Source organism: Streptomyces sp. 796.1 (assembly GCF_047525675.1).
Classification (GTDB): domain Bacteria; phylum Actinomycetota; class Actinomycetes; order Streptomycetales; family Streptomycetaceae; genus Streptomyces.
Genome location: NZ_JBLIWA010000029.1, coordinates 67,295 through 85,236 on the forward strand (window position 1 = coordinate 67,295; position 17,942 = coordinate 85,236).

A 17,942-nucleotide genomic window follows, 5' to 3' on the forward strand; every position below is an offset into this window, starting at 1 on the left:
GCGGGTCGTGCGTCCGCCCGCGGCCTCAGGCGACCAGCATGCGCAGGAACTCCCGAGTGGCCGGATCGGTCGAATACACCACGGTGCCCTTCATTCCGCGGGTGAAGAGCACCTTGTAGGTGTTGCGGACCAGCCGGTGGAACTCGTGGGCGGGGACGCCGTCGAGGACCTTGTCCTCGCTGGCTGAGGGGACCGACTGCCAGTCCTGTCCTCGCCACACCAGGTCGTCGCCGACGATGACGCCGCTCCAGTCGTACTCGAAGCCCTGGGCCGTGTAGATGCAGCCGACCTGACCGAAGCCCGCCGGGTCTGTCGCCCAGAGGTCCGAGGGCGGCAGGCCGCCCACTCCGTTTGGGCCCTTGATGTTCCACGGGCGCTCCCAGGAGCCGATCTTCACGTCGTTCACCAGCGAACCGTCCTTGTTCGGTTCGCTCCAGGGCCAGCAGAATCCCGCCGTGATTCGCGCGTCTTCGTCGCGGCCACTCTTCTGCCGCAGAAAGGTCTCGAGTTCCTCGGGGCTTTCGGCGACGTGTACGAGGTATCGGCCCCCGTCCCCCTTCCATGGGAAGGGGCCACCGGGCTCGATGCCCAACAGGCGTAGCACCCACGTCTCGTAGGCGCGGCTGCCGCCGGTACGGAATTGGCCGTCCAGGTCGACGTGGCGCACCGGGAGTCCACGCTCGGCGGCCACTTCCTCGATCATCGCGACGGTGCCGGTTTCACCGGGGCGCACCACCTGGTGTTCGTCAAGGAGGAACACCGGGACCAGAGCGGCGTCGATGAGTTCGTCGATCTGTCTCCTGGTCCCCCACTTGCTACCGAACTCAGCGCCGTTGGAGGTCTCCCGCAGTCGGTGTGCCTCATCCAGGATCAGGACGTCCAGCGCGCTGGCCTTGTCGCCCGTGAAGCTGTTGAAGTACGTGAACAGCTTGCCGCGTTCCCGGATATCACCCGAGATCAACTTCGCCAGGGTCCGCGTAAAACTCCTGGAACCCGTGGCATGCATCACAGAATATCCATCGCGCAGCAGTCTCCCCATGAGGGAAAGGGCGACCACGCTCTTGCCCGATCCCGGACCGCCGGAGACGAGCACCAATTCCTTTGTGCCGGAACGCCGTTCGTGCGCCATGGTGAGTTCACGCAGCACGAGGGAGAAGGCCGTCTGCTGCTCACCGATGAGGGTGAAATGACTGCGCCGGAGCACTTCGTCGGCGACGACCTCCATCAGCGCCTTGCTGGGGGCGAAGCGGCTGTTCGCCAGTTGGTCGCCCACCTCCTTGCGGTCGTCGAAGCAGAGGGTCGCACGCAGGAATCGGACGAATTCGTCCTGCGTGGTTCGGGTGAACAGCCTGCCCTCGGCACCCGGCGTGGTGAGGAGTTCCGCGACGTCTTCGCTGTCGGCGTCGTGAAGGTAGGCCACCCCGCTCACGCGCTCATCGTGCCCTTCGAGCACCAGGGCGTAGTTCCTGAGGTACTCGCAGTACTGCGTCACCTGGGCTATCGGATGCAGCATCGCCCGACGGGGCATTCTGGCGACCTCACACAGATCGTCCGAGCCCGGAATGAGCCACGCCGCGCTCCACTGCTTGAGCTCCACCACCACGTAGGCCGGATCGCCCGTCTCCGGATTCCGCCCGGCGAGCACCACGTCGGCGCGCAGGCTGCACATCGGCAGCGCGAACTCGACCAGCATGTGCACATCGTCAAGGCCGGCCGTGACGAGCAAGCGAGCCAGTGCGTCCAGGCTCCTCCCCCAGGAATTGACCTCGGCCGTCGAGGGGTACTGCTGGTACTCGAAGAAGTATTTCTCCCTCAATTCGCTGACGTAAGGACGCTGGCCGAAGGCGGATTCGGCGAGCAAACCTCGTGCGGAGGTGTGCTTCAAGGTCACGGGTCCCCCAGGAAGACGGAATCGTCGTGCGGGGGGCGTGTCCTCGATAGGAAGCCCGTCGGGTGCAGCACGTAACTCGAGGACCTTACCGAACTGGCGTTCACCCGGGTGAGCAGCGATCGGTTCCGGCCAGCGGAACCGACTCAGCGAAAGTCGCTGTCCAGTGCCATCACGCGTAGCTTCAACCCCGCGTCGACCGCTGATTTCCGAAGCACGGCGGCCACCTCTTCCATTTCCTGCCCTTCGCCGGGCAGTCCGGTCGGCAGGATGAACGCGGGCACCTGGGCCACGGCGAACAGCCGCCGCACGTACGCAGCCAACGGCTCCTGCCCATCGCGCTTATCCGTACGGTTCTGCACCTGCCCGAGCGTGGCTTCGCCGCACAGCAACATGTCACACCGGGGCAGCTCAGCGGCGCCTTCCGGCGGAAGGAATCGGGCTCGATATCCGACACGGCAGAGGAACTCGACAGCGGTGATGGCCAACTGTGACGCCTCGAGCCGCGACAGACCCGTCACCAGTACCACTGATTTCTGGTCTGCTGTGAATGATGCGCGCAGCACGGTGTTCACCCAGTGCGTCGCCCCGTCCCAGTCGTCCACGATGCGGAATTCGCGGCGAGCCGGGCCCCGGGAGCCGGCGTGCTGGGCCGCGGATTCGGTGAACAACGTACTGTCGGCCAGCAACTCGGCGGATTCACGTCCGGGCGCCGACCCCAGCCGACGGCTGAGGAACCTCTGCATCGCGCCACGGGAATCGCGGGTGAACAGGTAGGCCAATCTGGTGCGCGGGGCCGCGAGCAGGTCCGTCACCTGGTGGTCAGCGGCATTGTGGAGATAGGCCATGCCCACCAGACGGTCGTGGGGCGCGGTGAAGAGGTCGTGCGAGGCGAGGAGCGTCCGACACACCCTCGCCGTCTGCTCGGCAGGATGACGTTTCCCGCCGCTGATCATGCTGCCCACGATGAAGCGACGGTCGTCGTTCGGGGCCGCTGACACCCGCTGCCACTGCTTCAGCTCGGTGACCACATAGGAGTGGTCACCGGTCTCCGGGTGGCGACCGGCGAGGATGACGTCCGCTTCACCCGCGACGCCGGGCACCTGACACTCGACCATGAGGTCGACCGCCCCGAGCCCCGCCTCGATGAGGTCACCGGCGATGACGGGCAGGCTGCGGGCCCAGGCGTCCTTCTCGCCATCGCTCGTCGTTCTGCGCCCCAGAGTCATTTCGGCCTCGGACAGCACGGACCTCAGGGCTTGGCGAGCGTGCAGTTCATACGTTTCCGTGGCGGACAGGCACTTGAGGTACACGACATCCCCCGGCACGCGACGTTTCGCGCGGAGGGGGCGTGTCCCGCAGGGGAAGCCCGTCGAACCGCATAGACAGTCCTCACCCTACGGTCGACGCCCATGCCTCGCTGCTTCACCCTGCCCGGCGTGGGGGGGCCAGGGGCAGGGCGCCTCAGGGCCTGACAGCAACCCACCCCCACCTGCCCCTACACAAAGAACTCCAACCCACCCCCACCCACCCCCACACAAAGCACCCCACCCCACTCACCCGAGCACGCTGCCCCCGCCCGCAAGGGCCAACCGCCACTCAGGCGTGTGCGGCCCCATCGCTCCGCCCGGAGGAACCCCGCCGGTGCGGGGCGTGTGGCCACAGCGCAGCCGGTCGCTAGCCGGGAGGGGGCCTGCCCCGTCTGGGCGGGGACCGCTTCTCAGCGAAGCGCCAAGCTGCGGCAGCGGCGCGGGATAGCCCCGAGTGTTCGGGGAGGGGTGTTCCGGCTCGGTTCAGTGCTCGCCCGTGGTCTCTCCCGTGGCCCCGCCCCGTTCCCAAGCCAGTCCTTCCAACTGTTCGATGCTCTGGTTGAACTCGATGAGCAGGGTGAGGAATTGCTCGGTCTTTTCGGGGGGCCAGCCGGTGGCCTTGATGAGGCGGGTGGTGCCGGCGAGGCTGATGGGTCGGTCGGCTGCCAGGCGGTCCAGGCCCAGGGGGGTGGGGCGGAACCTTCGGGCCAGGCCGCCTGCGGGGTCGGGGATGCGTTCCACGAGGCCGCTCTTGAGCATGGCGCTGACCTGGCGGTTGATGGTGGAGACGGCCACCTGGAAGGTGTGGGCCAGTTCCTTCAGGGTCAGGGGGTCGCCCGCTTCCAGGCGGGTGAGGAGGACGTACGCCGAGCGGTCCAGGGTTTGGCCGATGCGGGGGCCCTTCGAGGCGACGAAGTGGCGGGAGAGCAGGGTCAGCTCTCGCTCCAGGTCGCTCAGCCGGTGTTCTTCGTCGGTCATACCCTTGCCCTCGGTCTCTTTCCGCCTCGGCTCTCTTCATCATCGTGCATTGCGGTGGGGCGGGTGGGGCGCCTGCGGGATGTGGAGTGGTTGTCCCTGCGGGGAGCGGCTGCCCTCTGAACCTCCTAGTTTTCGGGCCTCTTCCTTCCGCGCGCCTCCTTGGAGAGTCCAAACCCCAAGCTCCCCCAAGCCCCCAGCCCCGCGCTCTCGCACCCCTTCGTACGGCCCAGCCGGTCCGCACCGACGAGGATTGTTCATTATGCATGTGATGTGTATCGTGCATATCGTATGCATGGTGCTCATGCACGCCGTGTCCCGCGTTCCCCCGGCCCCGCGCCCGTACGCACTTCGCGTGTTCGTCGTCCGGGGTCGGGTCGCGGCTCGGGCCCGCGGTGTCGGGGCAGGGCCGGGCCGGTAGCAGGGGCGGCAGCGGGGCACGTCTTCGCTTCCCTCCCCCGAAACGCGTCCCTCCCCGAAACCCGAAATCCCACGTCATCGGCGCCGAGTGCGCGCCGGTCCGGTCAAGGAGCTCTTACGTTGTCAGCCACCTCCCCCCGTGCGGTGGGGCCCGGCGCGGTGACCGCCGTGATCGCGCTCAGCGGCGTCGTGGTGTCGCTCATGCAGACGCTCGTCGTGCCGATCATTCCGATGTTGCCGAGCCTGTTGGACGCCTCCGCTTCCGACGCGTCCTGGGTGATCACCGCCACCCTGCTCGCCGCCGCCGTCGTGACGCCCATCGCCGGGCGGCTCGGCGACATGTACGGCAAGCGCAAGGTCCTCATCGGCAGTCTGGCCGCGCTCGTCGCGGGTTCCGTGCTGTGTGCCGTGTCCGACGGGCTGGTTCCGGTGATCGTCGGGCGGGTGTTGCAGGGGCTGGCCACCGGCGTGATTCCGGTGGGCATCAGCATGTTGCGGGACACCCTGCCCGCGCCGCGCGTCGGTGGGGCCGTCGCGCTGGTCAGCGCGAGCCTGGGGGTCGGCGGGGCGATCGGGCTGCCGCTGTCCGCCGCCATCGTGGAGAACGCCGACTGGCACGTACTGTTCTGGCTCGCCGCGGGGCTCGGGGCGCTCTGTCTCGCGCTGGTCGTCGCGTTGTTGCCGGCGCCGCCGAGCCGGGCCACCGAGCGGTTCGACACCCCGGGTGCGATCGGGCTCGCCGTGGGTCTGGTGGGGCTGCTGTTGCCGGTGACGAAGGGGGGTGACTGGGGCTGGACCAGCGGCACCACGCTCGGGCTGTTCGCCGCCGGTGTGGTCGTCCTGGTGGGATGGGCCGCGTACGAGATGCGCGTCGCGCAGCCGTTGGTCGACCTGCGGGTGACCGTGCGGCGGCCGGTGCTGTTCACCAACCTGGCATCCGTACTGGTCGGCTTCGCGATGTACGCCATGTCGCTGACGCTGCCGCAACTCCTCCAGTCGCCGGCGGCCACCGGGTACGGGCTCGGCCAGTCCACGCTGATGGCGGGGCTCGCGCTGGCGCCCGGCGGGCTGGTCATGATGGCCCTGTCGCCGGTCTCGACACGGATCACCGCCCGGCACGGGGCCCGTACCTCGCTGCTGATCGGCGTGGCCGTGATCGGCCTCGGTTACGCGGTGGGGCTGTTCCTGATGGCCGAGGTGTGGCAGATCGTGGTCACCGCGGTGCTCGTCAGTGGCGGCGTCGGCATCGCGTACGCCGCCATGCCCGCGCTGATCATGGACGCCGTGCCGGTGACCGAGACGGCCTCGGCCAACGGGGTCAACGCCCTCATGCGTTCCATCGGCACCTCCACCTCCAGCGCCGTGATGGCCGCGGTCCTGTCGAACATGACGCTGCGGCTCGGGCCGGCCGAGGTGCCGACCGAGAACGGGTTCCGGGTCACGTACGTGGTGGCGATGGGCGCAGCCGCCGTGGGGGTGTTGCTCACGCTGGCGATACCGCGGGTACGGCGTACGGACGGCACCCGTGGGGCGGACGGCGCCGAGGGGACGGACGGCGCCCACGAGTCGGCCGATCCCGGCGCGCCCGGCGCCCCGGCCGATGTCTCCCGTACGTCCAGCGCATCTCGTACGGCCAGCGCAACGCCGACGTCCGGCGCATCTCGTACGCCCAGCGCAACGCCGACGTCCGGCGCATCGCGTAACCCGGACGCCCCCACCAGCACCGAAGCCCGGTGACCCACCCCCGTACGACGGAAGGACCACACGTCATGGAAGAGCGCGTAGCACACGCAGAGCACGCCATCGCCCCCGCCGGAGGGGCGCGGTTGGCCGGGAAGGTGGCGATCGTCACCGGGGCGGGGAGTGGGATCGGGCGGGCCGCGGCCGTGTTGATGAGCCGGCAGGGGGCGCGGGTGGTGGTGGCCGACTTCGATTCCGCGGGGGCCGCGGAGACCGTGCGGCTGGTGCGGGCCGGGGGCGGGCGGGCGCTCGCCGTCACCGTGGACGTCACGGACGAGGCGTCGATCGCCGCCATGGTGGAGGCCGCCGTGGCCGAGTTCGGCGCGCTCCACGTGCTCTGCAACCACGTCGGCGGGACCGATCCGCGGCGGGACCTGGACCTGTTGCGGATGGACCTGGACGAGTTCGACCGGGCCGTGGCGCGCAACGTGCGCAGCACGCTGCTCGGTTCCCGGTACGCGATCCCGCACCTGGTGCGGGCCGGGGGCGGCTCGATCATCAACACGGCCTCGGTCGCCGCGCTGGTGGGTGACGTCCTCCAGACCGCGTACGGGGCGGTGAAGGCGGCCGTGGTCAGCGTGACCAAGTCGATCGCCGTGCAGTACGGGCCGCAGGGCGTGCGGTGCAACTCCATCGCGCCGGGCGCCGTCATGACCCCGGCGCTGGAGAACAACCTGCCGCCCGGTGTCATCGCCGACCTCAAGCGCGGCAATGCGCTGCCGTACCTGGGCGCGCCGGAGGACATCGGGCACGCCATGGTCTTCCTCGCCTCGGACGAGTCGCGCTATCTGACCGGGCAACTCCTGGTGGTGGACGGCGGGATGACCATGCAGTCGTCCGCGGCGCCGGGGCGGCGGGCGATGTTGCCCGGGTAGCAGTCGCCGGGGTGGCTCCGCCTGCGGGTGGGGCGGGCGGCCGGTGGGGCCTGGGTGGGGGCTACATAGGGTGGGCCCATGTCCGAGGAGTCACCCCTGATACAGAGCATGCGGGCCGCCGTGCAGGCCGCGCCCGGTGACGTGGCGCTGCGGCTGCACCTCGCCGAGCTGTTGCTCGGCGAGGGCCAGCAGGGCGCGGCCGTGGCAGAGGTCGCCGTGGCCTTGCAGCACGCGCCCGACCACGCGCAGGCGCGCGCGTTGATGGCCCGGGCCATCGCCCCGCCGGCCCCGGCCGCCGCCCCGGCCCCCGCCGCCGCTGCCCCGGCCTATCAATCCGGAAGCGGAACGCCCACCGGCACCGCCGTACCGCCGACCGCCCCGGGCACACCGACCGCCCCACCGGCCGGCCCGACCGCCCCGGGCACCCCGCCGGCAGCCACCCCGCCCGCTGGCGGAGCCACCCCGGCCGACGCCCCCGGCCCCCCGCCGGGCGGCTTCGACTGGCAGGCGGCCGAGAACGAGGTGGGGGGCGTCGTCCCGCCACGCTTCGTGGAGGCGCCGCTGACCGTGGACGGCAGCGGCGACGCGGGCGACGCGGACGCCTGGGAGGTGGCCGCGCCCGGCACCGTACGGCTGGCGGACGTGGGCGGCATGCAGGAGGTCAAGGAGCGGCTGGAAGCCGCGTTCCTGGCCCCGTTGCGCAATCCGGAGCTGCGCCGGCTGTACGGGAAGAGCCTGCGCGGCGGGCTGCTGCTGTACGGGCCGCCCGGCTGCGGCAAGACGTTCATCGCGCGGGCCGTCGCCGGTGAGCTCGGGGCGAACTTCCTGTCCGTGTCGGTCAACGACGTGCTCGACATGTGGATCGGCAACTCCGAGCGGAACATGCACGAGATCTTCCAGACGGCGCGCCGGCAGGCCCCGTGCGTGGTGTTCCTGGACGAGTTGGACGCGCTCGGCGGCAAGCGCAGCCGGACCGGGAACAGCGGCATGCGCAACACCGTCAACCAACTCCTGATGGAGTTGGACGGGGTGGACGCCAACGCCAACGAGGGCGTGTTCGTGCTGGCCGCCACCAATGTGCCCTGGGACGTGGACATCGCGCTGCGCCGGCCCGGGCGGCTCGACCGGACGATCCTGGTGCTGCCGCCCGACGCGCCCGCGCGCGAGGCGATCTTGCGCTACCACCTGAAGGACCGGCCGATCGAGTCGGTGGACGTGGCGAAGTTGGCGAAGCTGACGGACGGCCTGTCCGGCGCCGATCTGGCCCACGTGTGTGAGGCGGCGGCCGAACAGGCGCTGCTCGACTCGGCCCGTACCGGCACCGTCCGGATGATCAACATGACCGATCTGACGCGCGCGGCCAAGGCCGTGGTGCCCTCGACGGAGCCGTGGTTCGCCACCGCGCGCAACGTGGCCATGTACGCCAACGAGGGCGGCTCGTACGACGACCTGGTGGCGTACCTGAAGCGGAAGCGGAAGCTGTGACCGTGCATCCGATGACGGCGCAGGCCGATGCGCTGTTCGACCTGGAGCGGTACGCGGACGCGCAGAAGCTGTTGGCGCGCCGGCTGGCCGAGGACCCCGCGGACGTGGCCGCCTGGACGCTCATGGCGCGCTGCCAGTTCCGTACGGACGCCGACGCGGAGGCGCTGCACTCGGTGGATCAGGCGCTGGCGCTCGCGCCGGAGAGCGCGGACGCGACGCTGCTGCGCGGCTACGTGCTGCGCTCGCTGAACCGGCGCGAGGAGTCGGAGCAGGCGGCGCGCCGGACGATGGCGCTCAGTCCGCAGTGGTGGGGCGGCTACGCGCTGGCCGCGGAGTTGCTGTGCATTCCGCCGCGCCCGGAGCGGTTCCAGGAGGGGGTGGGGCTGGCCGAGGAGGCGGTGCGGCTGGCGCCGGAGACGGTCGGCCCGTACATGACGCTGTGGAAGGTCGCCGCGGTGGCCGGGGACCGGGCCGCGATGGACCAGGTCGAGCGGCACATCCTGCGCATCGATCCGACGCATTCGCTCGCCCTGGAGCAGCAGACGGCGAAGGCGGCGAACGCGCCCGGGGTACGGGCCGCCGACGCGGCCGAACTGTACGCGGGGGCGCTCGCGGCCGTGCCCACGTCGACGTCGCTGACCAGCGGACTCGACCACGCCACGTACCGGCTGCTGCGCGGCACGCGGTGGCTGGCGCTGATCTGTCTGGTGGCCGCGGGCGCGATGGTGAACCTGTTCCCCGAGGAGGGTGAGGCGCCGGAGTTGCCGGTGCCGCTGGGTACGCGGCTGTGGGTGCTGGTGGTGATGGCCGCGATCTGGGCGTTCGGCGCGGCCCGTCGCTACCGGCGGCTGCGCGCCGGCGTCCAACTCAACGTGCGCTCCGTGCTGCGGCGCGGGAAGTGGGCGAAGGTGGTGCTGGCCCAGGCGGGTCTGGCGCTGCTGTGCGGCCTGCTGATCGCGGAGGTCCCGTGGACGGAGCGGACGGTGCCGCAGGCCCTCTTCTGGACGGGCCTCGTCCCCACGCTCGCCACGATGTGGTTCGACCGGAGGAAGCGGATTTAGGGGGCGGGGTTTGGGGCTGGGGTTGGAAGGGTTGAAGGTTAGGGGCTGCGGGGGGTTTGTGGGGGGTGCTCGCGCGGGGTGGGGTGGGTTGCTCGCGTGGGGTTGGGGTGGGTTGGCCGTATTGGGTGGGTTGCTCGTACGGGGCGGGTTACTCGTACGCGGTGCCCAAGGGTTGGGTTGCCCCTACGGGGTTGTCCCAGGGCTGGGGCCGGCCCGCTTCGTACGGGGGTACGGGCGGGCCGGTTGGGGGGTGGTCTTTGCGGGTGGGGTGGGCAAGTGAATGGGGGCTGGTCGGTTGCGGGTTGGCCCGCCCTGGGTGGGTCAGTGTCGTTGGACGACGATACGGACGCCGTGGGCGAAGGTAATCGACCCGTCGCGTACGACCAGTGTCGTGTCACGGTCGGACGCTTTGACGCAGGTCACCCGCCGAGTGAGCTCACCCAACTCGATCAGGTCACCCACCCGGGCCCGCCGCGCATCGACCACCAACCGCAGTGCCAGCCGGGTGAGGGGCTTACTCATCCCGCGCCCCGTCACCCTTCCCCCGCCCCGGCTCGGGCGGCAGCATCCCCTCCACCAGCACGGGCGGCTCGACGGCCAGCAGTCGCGTACGGAGGGCGTGGACGAGTGCCACCCTCTCCAGGTTCTCCACCGCCGACCACTCGACTTCGACCTGATCGCGGGGCAGATCGGCGAAGGCGTCTTCGGCCGCACTGCCGCCATCGAAGACGAAGGCGAGTTCCTCATCCTGCTCGCCATCGATGGCGGGTTGCTGATCGACCGCGAGCAGGGCTGCCCCCTTGGGCAACTTGATGCCGAGCGCGTCAGCCACGCGGCGGGCGGCGTCAACGATCGCCTCCCCCGGCTGCACGATGACACCCGGCGGGCAAGCCCACCCGTCCCGTACGACCTGGAGCACACGCGGCCACATCCCCAACGGCGCGAAGTACTTGGGGTTCTCGACCGGGCAGCGGACCAGCAGGAACACCCACACCTCACGGGGCGGGTTCGCGGGCTTGACCGCGTTCATGGGATGTACGAGCTTCACGCGGCTTCGCCTCCGTAGGTCAGGGATTGCAACCCGGCGCACGCCTGCGGCGCCCGGTCGTCCAGGGTGATGAGCCCGTACGCGGCCCGGCCGTCCGACCAGCACCAACCCTCGACGGTCTCGTACTCGGCACGGTGCCGGTTGGGGCACAGGACGTCGCTGCGCAACGCATCCGGATCGAACATCGACTCCTGATACGCGTCGTGGAACTCGACATCCGTCACGGGAGACCACGTGCCGTCCTCACCGAAGCTGAGGAAGAAACGCAGCGGGGTACCCATGACCAGGACGCGGTGAGTGCCGTCCATCAAGCACCCCCGGTCAGCGTCTTGTTGGGCTGGTTGCGGTGCTGCGGGCAACGGCAAGGCGGCCAAGCGCCGGTGACCGCCTCGCGGAAGGCGTCGTCACTCCGCACCTGTTCGCTGTCGACGGAGGTCACGGTGACGACCGTAGCTTCCCGGTCGGGCGGGCCGGATTCGCCGGGGCGGCGGCGATATACGCGAAGAGTCATCAGGTGTTCTCCCATGGTCCAAACCCTCACGGAGCCAATGACCACCGAATGTGATCATCCAGTCACCACCCTCTCCCACTCGACTTCGCACGGACAGTGATCCCGCGATGACTGACTGATGACTAGGCCCCGCTACCATGGGGCCGCATGGGGAGTCGGGATTTTGTTCGGCGTACTCAGCAGATGCTGCACGACCGGGGGCTTTCGATCAGGGCCGCGTCCCGGGCGATGAGCTACGACCCCGCCTATCTGACCCGGGTATTGGCCGGCAAACAGGCACCGTCGCAAACGCTCGCCGCAGCGCTGGACCGGTTTCTGCGAGCCGACGGCGAACTCGTGTCGTTGCTCGCAGCAGCACCCAGCACACCCGAATCTGCGCTCGCCACCACCTTGCGCATAAGCGACGTACGCGGCGCCGAACTGGTCCGCGCCATTCGGGAAACCTCCCAACGACTGGTGACGCTCGACAACGAGGGCGGCGGGATGCCCATCGCCACCACCGCCGCCCACGCCTTCAAGGTCATTCACACCCGGCTGAGGAACGGCGACTACGCCACGGCGTACGAACGAGAAATCCGGGCCGCCGCCGCGGAATTGGCCGAAGTAGCCGGCTGGGCCCTCTTCGACGCCGAAGAACACGACGCGGCAGAACGCTACAACGAAGCCGCCCTCCACCTGGCCCGGACCAGCGGCGATCGATCCATGGAACTGCTGATCCTCCAGAACATCGCCATGGTCGCGGAATGGCGGGGTAACTTCCGCACCGCACTCGCCACCGCCGACGGAGCACTCACCAGGCGACTATCGCCACGCGTACGAGCCATGTTTCTCGCACGCGAGGCCCAGGGGCGCTTCGGCACCGGCGACGCAACAGGCGGCGCACAAGCCCTCAGCCAGGCAAAAACCCTCCTGGACGACGGTGTACGCGACGACGAACCAGCATGGGCATGGTGGGTGACCCACCAGGAACTCGACGGACAACACGGCTTCGCCCTCTGGGCAGCCGGCCGCCACCGCGAAGCCGCCCCCCACCTCCAACGCGCCCTACAACCCACGGGCTCTGCAACGGTCGGCTACCGAAGCATCAGCGCCGCCCGCCTCCTCGGCTCCCTCCTCCACACCGGCGCCTGGCCAGAAGCCGAAGAACTCGCCATCGGCCTCCACAGCACGGCCAGCGAAACCGCATCCACCCGCACCCGAAACCTACTGTCAAAAACCGTACGCCAAAGCCTTCCGACGGCTCCCCCCAACACAGCCCACGCACTGGAACACCTGGGCACACTCGTCAACAACGACCCCCTCGCACTCGACTGAACAACCAACCAAACCCCACGGCATGGGCGGGTCCAATACCGGACATCGGATAGCGGATAGCCAGCTACCGGCGAAATGATCTCGGAGAGAGGGACAACCCACGTGCCACCGAATACCGTGGATGGGCTGATCGATCTCGGGAGGGCTGATATGGACCCCTCACGCCGCAGTGTTCTCGGCGCTGGCCTCTTCTCCGTCGCCCTGACCATCCCCAACTGGCCCGATGTAGTGGGCAGAATGGAAGCCGCGCAGGTCGGCGACGTACAGGCGATGGGAATGACCGACGTCAACACCGTCATCGCCATGACCGAACGCATCTCGGAACTCGACGACCAATTCGGGGGCCGCCACGCCCGCCCGATGGCTGCCGCCTTCCTCATCAACACCGTGGCGGTCTACCTGAAGACCGAAGCACCGGAACCCGTACGCAAAGCCATGATGTCGGCTGCATCCGACCTGTGTTACCTCACCGGCTACATGGCCGTTGACGAGGGCCTGCACAACGTCGCCCAGCAGTACTACGTCAAAGCACTGGAACTCGCCGGCGCCGCCGAAGACCACCTGACGTACTGCACCACACTGCGCGGCATGAGCGTGCAGGCCGTGAACCTCGGCCACGGTCAGGCAGCCATGCGACTGGCGGACGCCGCTGCCGCCGCCTCACCCCAGGCAGGCCCCCGCATGCGAGCCTTCCTCGCCGGGCAACAGGCACACTCCGCCGCAAAAGTCGGCCATCGCGCCGAAGCACTCGCCCGGCTACGGGAAGCCGAAGTCGCCATGGACCAAGCAGAATCCCAGGAAAAGACCTTCGGCTCCTACGACCCGGCAGCGCTCAGCTACCACACCAGCGAAGTCCGCTACGAACTCGGCGACCTGACCGGCTCCATCGCCGCCATGCAGCAAGCCGGAAAACTCAGGCACACCGTATACAGGCGCACACGAGTCCACCACCAGGCGCTCCTGGCCGAACGACAACTACAAGTCGGCCACCTGGAAGCCGCATGCGCCACCTGGCGCAGCGTCCTGGACGACTACCCCCTCGTCCACTCCGCACGAGCAGACGAACGCATGCACACCATGCTCACCTCCCTCCGCCCCCACCTCAAGAACAACACCGCCCGCGCACTCTACGAACGCGCACGAACCACCGTCCCCCACACGGCCCTGGCCTGACCACCACGACTCACGGTTCCCCACTCCCCCAGAGCCTGACCACAAGTCAACGCCAAGCGGAAGGGCCCCCATGGCCAGCCAACCGACCTGCGAGGTCATCGCACAGCACTACCGCGAGCGAATCCTTACCGGCGAACTGGAGCCCAACTGAACGAACAATCACCCCAAAGCAGCGACAAGTTGGGGAATGGCCGCCGCCACATGCGCCCCCAGGTCAATCGCCGCATGCGCCGCAGGCACCTGTACCCGCGCATCCCCCGCCGTCGCGAACTCGGGGAGGGCGAGGAAGGCGAAGAGCGGGCCCAGCAGGCCGAGGGCCGCGGCCCACTCGTCGGGGCCCGTTGCGAGGTGGCCGGTCTCCCACGCCTGTGCCACCAGCGGGAGGGCGCACACCGCCGCCAACGTGGTGACGACAGGCGCGGCTCGGTCCAGGGCCTGGCCCGCCGGCGTGTCGTCGCCCAGTAGCGCGAGCAGGCTGCCGAGCCCGGCGACGACCTCCCCGAGCACCTGGTACGGGACGTGTTCGGCGGGGACCGTGGCCAGCGTCCAGTCGCCGAAGCCGGCCGCGAGCACCACCAGGCTGGACGCCAGGACGCCGGCGTGGAAGTGGCGCAGCAGCGGCTGGTCGGGGTCGCGCGGGGCCCACAGGTCGACGCCGGGCTGCGCGAACGCCAGGCAGCACGTGCTCATGCTCGTCAACACGCCGAGCACCAGGGCCTGTTCGCGCGCGGCCTGGCCCCCAACCCGGTCTCCGGCCCGGCCCCCGGGCTGGCCCCCGGTCTGCCCCTCGGCCCAGCCCCCGGCTCCGTCGGCATCGTGGAAGGGCCAGGCCCCGCCGGGGAACAGGCTGGCCCGGGCGTCCCCGGTGGCGACCTTGTACGCGACGGTCGCGGGGTAGGCGGCGGTGAGCGCGAGGAGGCCGCCGACGGTCGGCAGGTCGTCCTCGTCGCGCCCCGCAGCGCGGGCCGCAAGTTGCCACAGTGGGGTGAGGTTCGGCGCGCCCGATGTGGTGTCCAGTGCGGTGTTCAGCACGCTGACGACCGCTTCCATGGCAGCGTCGGCGACCCGCAGCAGGCTGTGTACGACCTCTCGTACGCACCCCATGACCTCCCGCAGGCTCTCCTTGGCCGCGGCCAACAGGTGGGCGAGGTCCTGCCCGTACACCTGCCGCGGGCTGCCGACGAGGTCGCCGACCGCCCGCCACAGGGCGCGCAGGTGGCCCATGATGCGGTCGCTGACCGCGGCGAAGTCGGCGGCGAACGCCTGCTCGACCACCCGGTCGAGCCGGGGCGCGGGGAAGGTCAGCGGGCCGTACCGCTGGAGCCGTTCCTCCAGCCAGCCGGTGATCGGGTCGTTGAGGGCCTCGAAGACCACCGGGTGGGGCACCACGAGGGCGATGCCCGTCTGGAACGACTTGTCCTTGAGCAGGCCGTGCGCCAGCGCGTCGAGCAGTCGGTCGGCGTCTCCTTCCCGCGCGTCGAGCCAGGCGTCGAAGGCCCGGTCGAGGCGGGCGAACCCGTCGGTGCCCAGCACCTTGCGGGAGAGCCGCATGGCCTCCTGGAGCGCCACCTTCGCCTCCCACACGGCCCGCCAGTCGGTCGACGTGCTCAGCCAGCCGATCGCCTCCCTGGCGGGCACGCCGACGCCGGCGAAGCACGCGCCCACGGCCCGCCCGCTCTCCTCCAGCCCCCGCACGGGCAACCGGACGCCGGGGGCCACGGGCCGCCCCGAAGGCGCCGTCCCCGTCACCGCCCGCCCCGCGAGCGCCAGTTCGGTCGCCGCCCAGCCCGCCCCGTCCGCGACCCAGCCGCCCGCGTCGACCGCGCCGCGCTCCACCCCGAACCACAGGTCGCCGAAGAGGAGCGGGTCGCCTTCGCCGTTCGGCACGGAGCCGGCCGGAACGACGGCGTCGCCCTCCACCTCGCCCTCCGCGCCCGTGCTGGCGAGCACCGTGGCCGTACTGACGCTCGCCGTGCCCGTACTGGGGGGCGCGTGCACGCCGGACGGGGCGCCGGGCCCCGCGAGCGCGTGCCGGGCGATCGCCCCGATGGTGCCGGCGGTACGGGCGAGCCGGTCGGGGGCGACGCCCGTGGCGAGGCCGCCCAGCGCCGTCCCCTGGGCATCGAATGCGGGCAGCCGCCCCCGGGCGTCGCTCTCGCGCAGGGCGCCCGTGCCGGCGAGGTACGCGAGCGTCTTGGTGCCGGGGCGGAGCACGATCACCCGGACCCCGGCCGCGTCCGCCAGCACCAGCTCCGACCTGGCCAGCGTGGTGGCCCGGACCATGAACCGCAGCACCCCCGCATGGTCGGTCAGGAACGGCTGCGGCCGTGCGGTCAGTGTGTGCAGCGTCGGTTCGGCGCCCGTCACCCCGGGCCGCCGCCAGTAGACCTCGCAGTCGCCGGCGTGCGCGGCGCTGGCGAGGCTGACCTCGTGCAGCGGCAGCGGGGTGCCGATCGCGTCGAAGACGCTCACCTCCACGTGGTGGAAGTCGGCGGTGTACGCCTCGCCGGCCGTGGCGGGCAGCCGCACCTCCACACCGCGCCACCGCCGCGTACGCGCCTGGTGGACGTGGAGCCGCAGCAGGGGGCCGGCGCGGTGGCAGGAGAACAGCGCGGCGTCCCGCTCCCCTGACTCGCGGCCGGCGACGGCGATGCGGCCGACCTCCCGGTCGATGGGCACCGGCGGCAGCCAACGCCCCGGCGCCGACCTGCTCTCGCGCACCACCCACAGCCGCTGCGCCGCGTCCAGCGCGTACACGTCCCGGAAGTCACGTTCGGCCCCGTCGTACGGTTCCCGGCTGCGGTGCGGGACGACGTCGGCGAACTCCACGGCCACCGGCATCGGCGGTACGGGCGCCGCCGCGAGCCGCCCCGTGTCGGACGCGCTGTCGTCGATCCGGGCGCAGGAGAAGGAGCCGTCCCGGTTCGCGACGAGGACCAGCACCCCCGTGCCGTCCGGGTACAGCGCCACGAGTTGCCGCGCCCGCTTGCCGTCCTCGTCAGCGAGCCGCACCTGCCCGCTCCGCGCCCCGTCATCGCCGCACCACTGCACGCGTACGGGGTACGCGTCGGTCGGGGTCACCCGTGCGGCGTAGGCGTACCGGCCGTCGCCCCGTTCGACGTCCACCAGGACGCTGCCGCGGCCCGCACCGGGGAACTCCGCTTGCTGCGGGCCCGCCGCGCGGAGCAGGCAGTAGCGGGCGGCCTCGTGCTGCGCGTCGGCCCCGTCTTGCGCCCGGGCCCCAGGTGGAGCGTCGGCCCCGTCTCGCGCGCGGGCCCGCGCGTAGGCCAGCCCCCCGCCGTCGGAGCGCAGCGCCTCCCAGCGGGTCCCGTCGTCGGCCGCCAGCCGCCGGGCCGGGCCGAAACCACCGCGCTCCGGATCGAACGCGCAGGTGTGCAGGGCGCCCGCGGCGTCCAGCACCACGCAGCGCAGCGGGTGGCGTACGACGACGACCTCGGCCGGTTCGACACCGGCCCCGAGGTCGAGCGGGACCACCCGCCAGCCGAGTGGGGCCCTCTGGTCGCGCACCACGTGCAGGGCGCTGCGCGGCAGGCCGGCTGCCGAGGTGATCACGATGGCCTGTGGTGCGTCGCCGGCCGCGACCGTGCTCCGTGCGTAGAAGGGGGCGATGGGGCGGGCGGACGCGGCGTCGACCGGGACGCCGACCGCCTGGAGCACGTCCTGCATCATCACGTCCAGGGCCTGCGCGTGAGTGGCGCTGGCCGGGGCCGTCCCGCTGGGCGCCGGTGTACCCATTCGGGTCTCCCTCCTGCTGCTGACGGCAAAGAGCCGAAAGCTCCCCGTGGGGCAGCATCGGATGTGCCGAAATGCCGAAATACCGAACCGTCGAATACTGAAAGACCGAGAGAGCGAAAGACTGGGATACGCGGAGGCCGGGGAGACGGGGAGAGGCACCGCGTTACTCGATCGGCTCGGCCGGCTCGCCGAAGATTCATATCCGGATAGTCAGCGACATATGCAGGCATTCATCGGCATGGCGGCTCCTGACGCCGCGGGTCCTGCGGCCGGGGGGAGGCGGGCGGGGCGGAACCTCCGGCGGCTCGCGCGGGCGGCTGCCGCGCGGCGCACGCCGGCCCGCCCCACCCCGACCAACCCCGCCGGGCACGCCCACGCGCCCGGCG

Annotated in this window: 14 protein-coding genes; 6 read left to right on the plus strand and 8 right to left on the minus strand. The window is 70.7% G+C overall.

Annotated features, from left to right (window positions below):
- Positions 1-25: 25 nt before the first annotated feature.
- The 3 genes from ACMA1D_RS20300 to ACMA1D_RS20310 all read right to left on the minus strand — a co-directional run bounded on the left by ACMA1D_RS20300 (position 26) and on the right by ACMA1D_RS20310 (position 4,176).
- Entirely contained in the window at positions 26-1,891 is a 1,866-nt protein-coding gene (locus ACMA1D_RS20300; RefSeq protein ID WP_414725424.1) for a DNA/RNA helicase domain-containing protein, read from the minus strand.
- A 143-nt stretch (positions 1,892-2,034) separates the two neighbouring features.
- On the minus strand, positions 2,035-3,135 hold the full coding sequence (locus ACMA1D_RS20305) for a hypothetical protein (RefSeq protein WP_414725425.1): 1,101 nt from the start codon (positions 3,133-3,135) through the stop codon (positions 2,035-2,037).
- Positions 3,136-3,681: 546 nt separating this feature from the next.
- Positions 3,682-4,176: a MarR family winged helix-turn-helix transcriptional regulator gene (locus ACMA1D_RS20310; RefSeq protein ID WP_414725426.1), complete on the minus strand. Its 495-nt coding sequence runs from the start codon at positions 4,174-4,176 to the stop codon at positions 3,682-3,684.
- A gap of 537 nt (positions 4,177-4,713) precedes the next feature.
- Here ACMA1D_RS20310 and ACMA1D_RS20315 point away from each other — a divergent pair.
- The 4 genes from ACMA1D_RS20315 (at position 4,714) to ACMA1D_RS20330 (ending at position 9,754) form a co-directional block, all read left to right on the plus strand.
- Complete coding sequence (locus ACMA1D_RS20315) at positions 4,714-6,330, plus strand: MFS transporter (protein WP_414725427.1); 1,617 nt, start codon at positions 4,714-4,716, stop codon at positions 6,328-6,330.
- Between the two features lie 32 nt (positions 6,331-6,362).
- Positions 6,363-7,208 (plus strand): SDR family NAD(P)-dependent oxidoreductase, encoded by an 846-nt coding sequence (locus ACMA1D_RS20320; protein WP_414725428.1) that lies wholly within the window; start codon positions 6,363-6,365, stop codon positions 7,206-7,208.
- Between the two features lie 78 nt (positions 7,209-7,286).
- On the plus strand, positions 7,287-8,693 hold the full coding sequence (locus tag ACMA1D_RS20325) for an ATP-binding protein (protein ID WP_414725429.1): 1,407 nt from the start codon (positions 7,287-7,289) through the stop codon (positions 8,691-8,693).
- A gap of 11 nt (positions 8,694-8,704) precedes the next feature.
- Positions 8,705-9,754: a hypothetical protein gene (locus ACMA1D_RS20330; protein WP_414725430.1), complete on the plus strand. Its 1,050-nt coding sequence runs from the start codon at positions 8,705-8,707 to the stop codon at positions 9,752-9,754.
- Positions 9,755-10,075: 321 nt separating this feature from the next.
- Here the strand turns inward: ACMA1D_RS20330 and ACMA1D_RS20335 are convergent, their stop codons facing one another.
- From ACMA1D_RS20335 to ACMA1D_RS20350, 4 genes are read right to left on the minus strand one after another with little or no spacing between them, the layout of a single operon-like run.
- Complete coding sequence (locus ACMA1D_RS20335; RefSeq protein ID WP_414725431.1) at positions 10,076-10,276, minus strand: hypothetical protein; 201 nt, start codon at positions 10,274-10,276, stop codon at positions 10,076-10,078.
- On the minus strand, positions 10,269-10,802 hold the full coding sequence (locus ACMA1D_RS20340; RefSeq protein ID WP_414725432.1) for a hypothetical protein: 534 nt from the start codon (positions 10,800-10,802) through the stop codon (positions 10,269-10,271). Before ACMA1D_RS20340 ends, ACMA1D_RS20335 begins: the two co-directional genes overlap by 8 nt.
- On the minus strand, positions 10,799-11,110 hold the full coding sequence (locus ACMA1D_RS20345; RefSeq protein WP_414725433.1) for a hypothetical protein: 312 nt from the start codon (positions 11,108-11,110) through the stop codon (positions 10,799-10,801). The genes ACMA1D_RS20340 and ACMA1D_RS20345 overlap by 4 nt, the downstream gene beginning before the upstream one ends.
- The gene (locus ACMA1D_RS20350; protein WP_414725434.1) at positions 11,110-11,241 is read right to left on the minus strand and encodes a hypothetical protein; all 132 of its coding nucleotides are present in this window, start codon (positions 11,239-11,241) and stop codon (positions 11,110-11,112) included. Before ACMA1D_RS20350 ends, ACMA1D_RS20345 begins: the two co-directional genes overlap by 1 nt.
- Before the next feature lie 255 nt (positions 11,242-11,496).
- Here ACMA1D_RS20350 and ACMA1D_RS20355 point away from each other — a divergent pair, with 255 nt between their 5' ends.
- Both ACMA1D_RS20355 and ACMA1D_RS20360 read left to right on the plus strand, forming a co-directional pair.
- Positions 11,497-12,627: a helix-turn-helix domain-containing protein gene (locus tag ACMA1D_RS20355; protein ID WP_414725435.1), complete on the plus strand. Its 1,131-nt coding sequence runs from the start codon at positions 11,497-11,499 to the stop codon at positions 12,625-12,627.
- A gap of 150 nt (positions 12,628-12,777) precedes the next feature.
- Positions 12,778-13,800, plus strand: coding sequence for a transcriptional regulator (locus ACMA1D_RS20360; RefSeq protein ID WP_414725436.1), 1,023 nt, complete (start codon positions 12,778-12,780; stop codon positions 13,798-13,800).
- Positions 13,801-13,959: 159 nt separating this feature from the next.
- Here ACMA1D_RS20360 and ACMA1D_RS20365 read toward each other — a convergent pair whose 3' ends face one another.
- Positions 13,960-17,556 carry a hypothetical protein gene (locus ACMA1D_RS20365; protein WP_414725437.1) on the minus strand — a complete coding sequence of 1,199 codons (3,597 nt, stop codon included), beginning with the start codon at positions 17,554-17,556 and terminating at the stop codon, positions 13,960-13,962.
- Positions 17,557-17,942 lie beyond the last annotated feature (386 nt).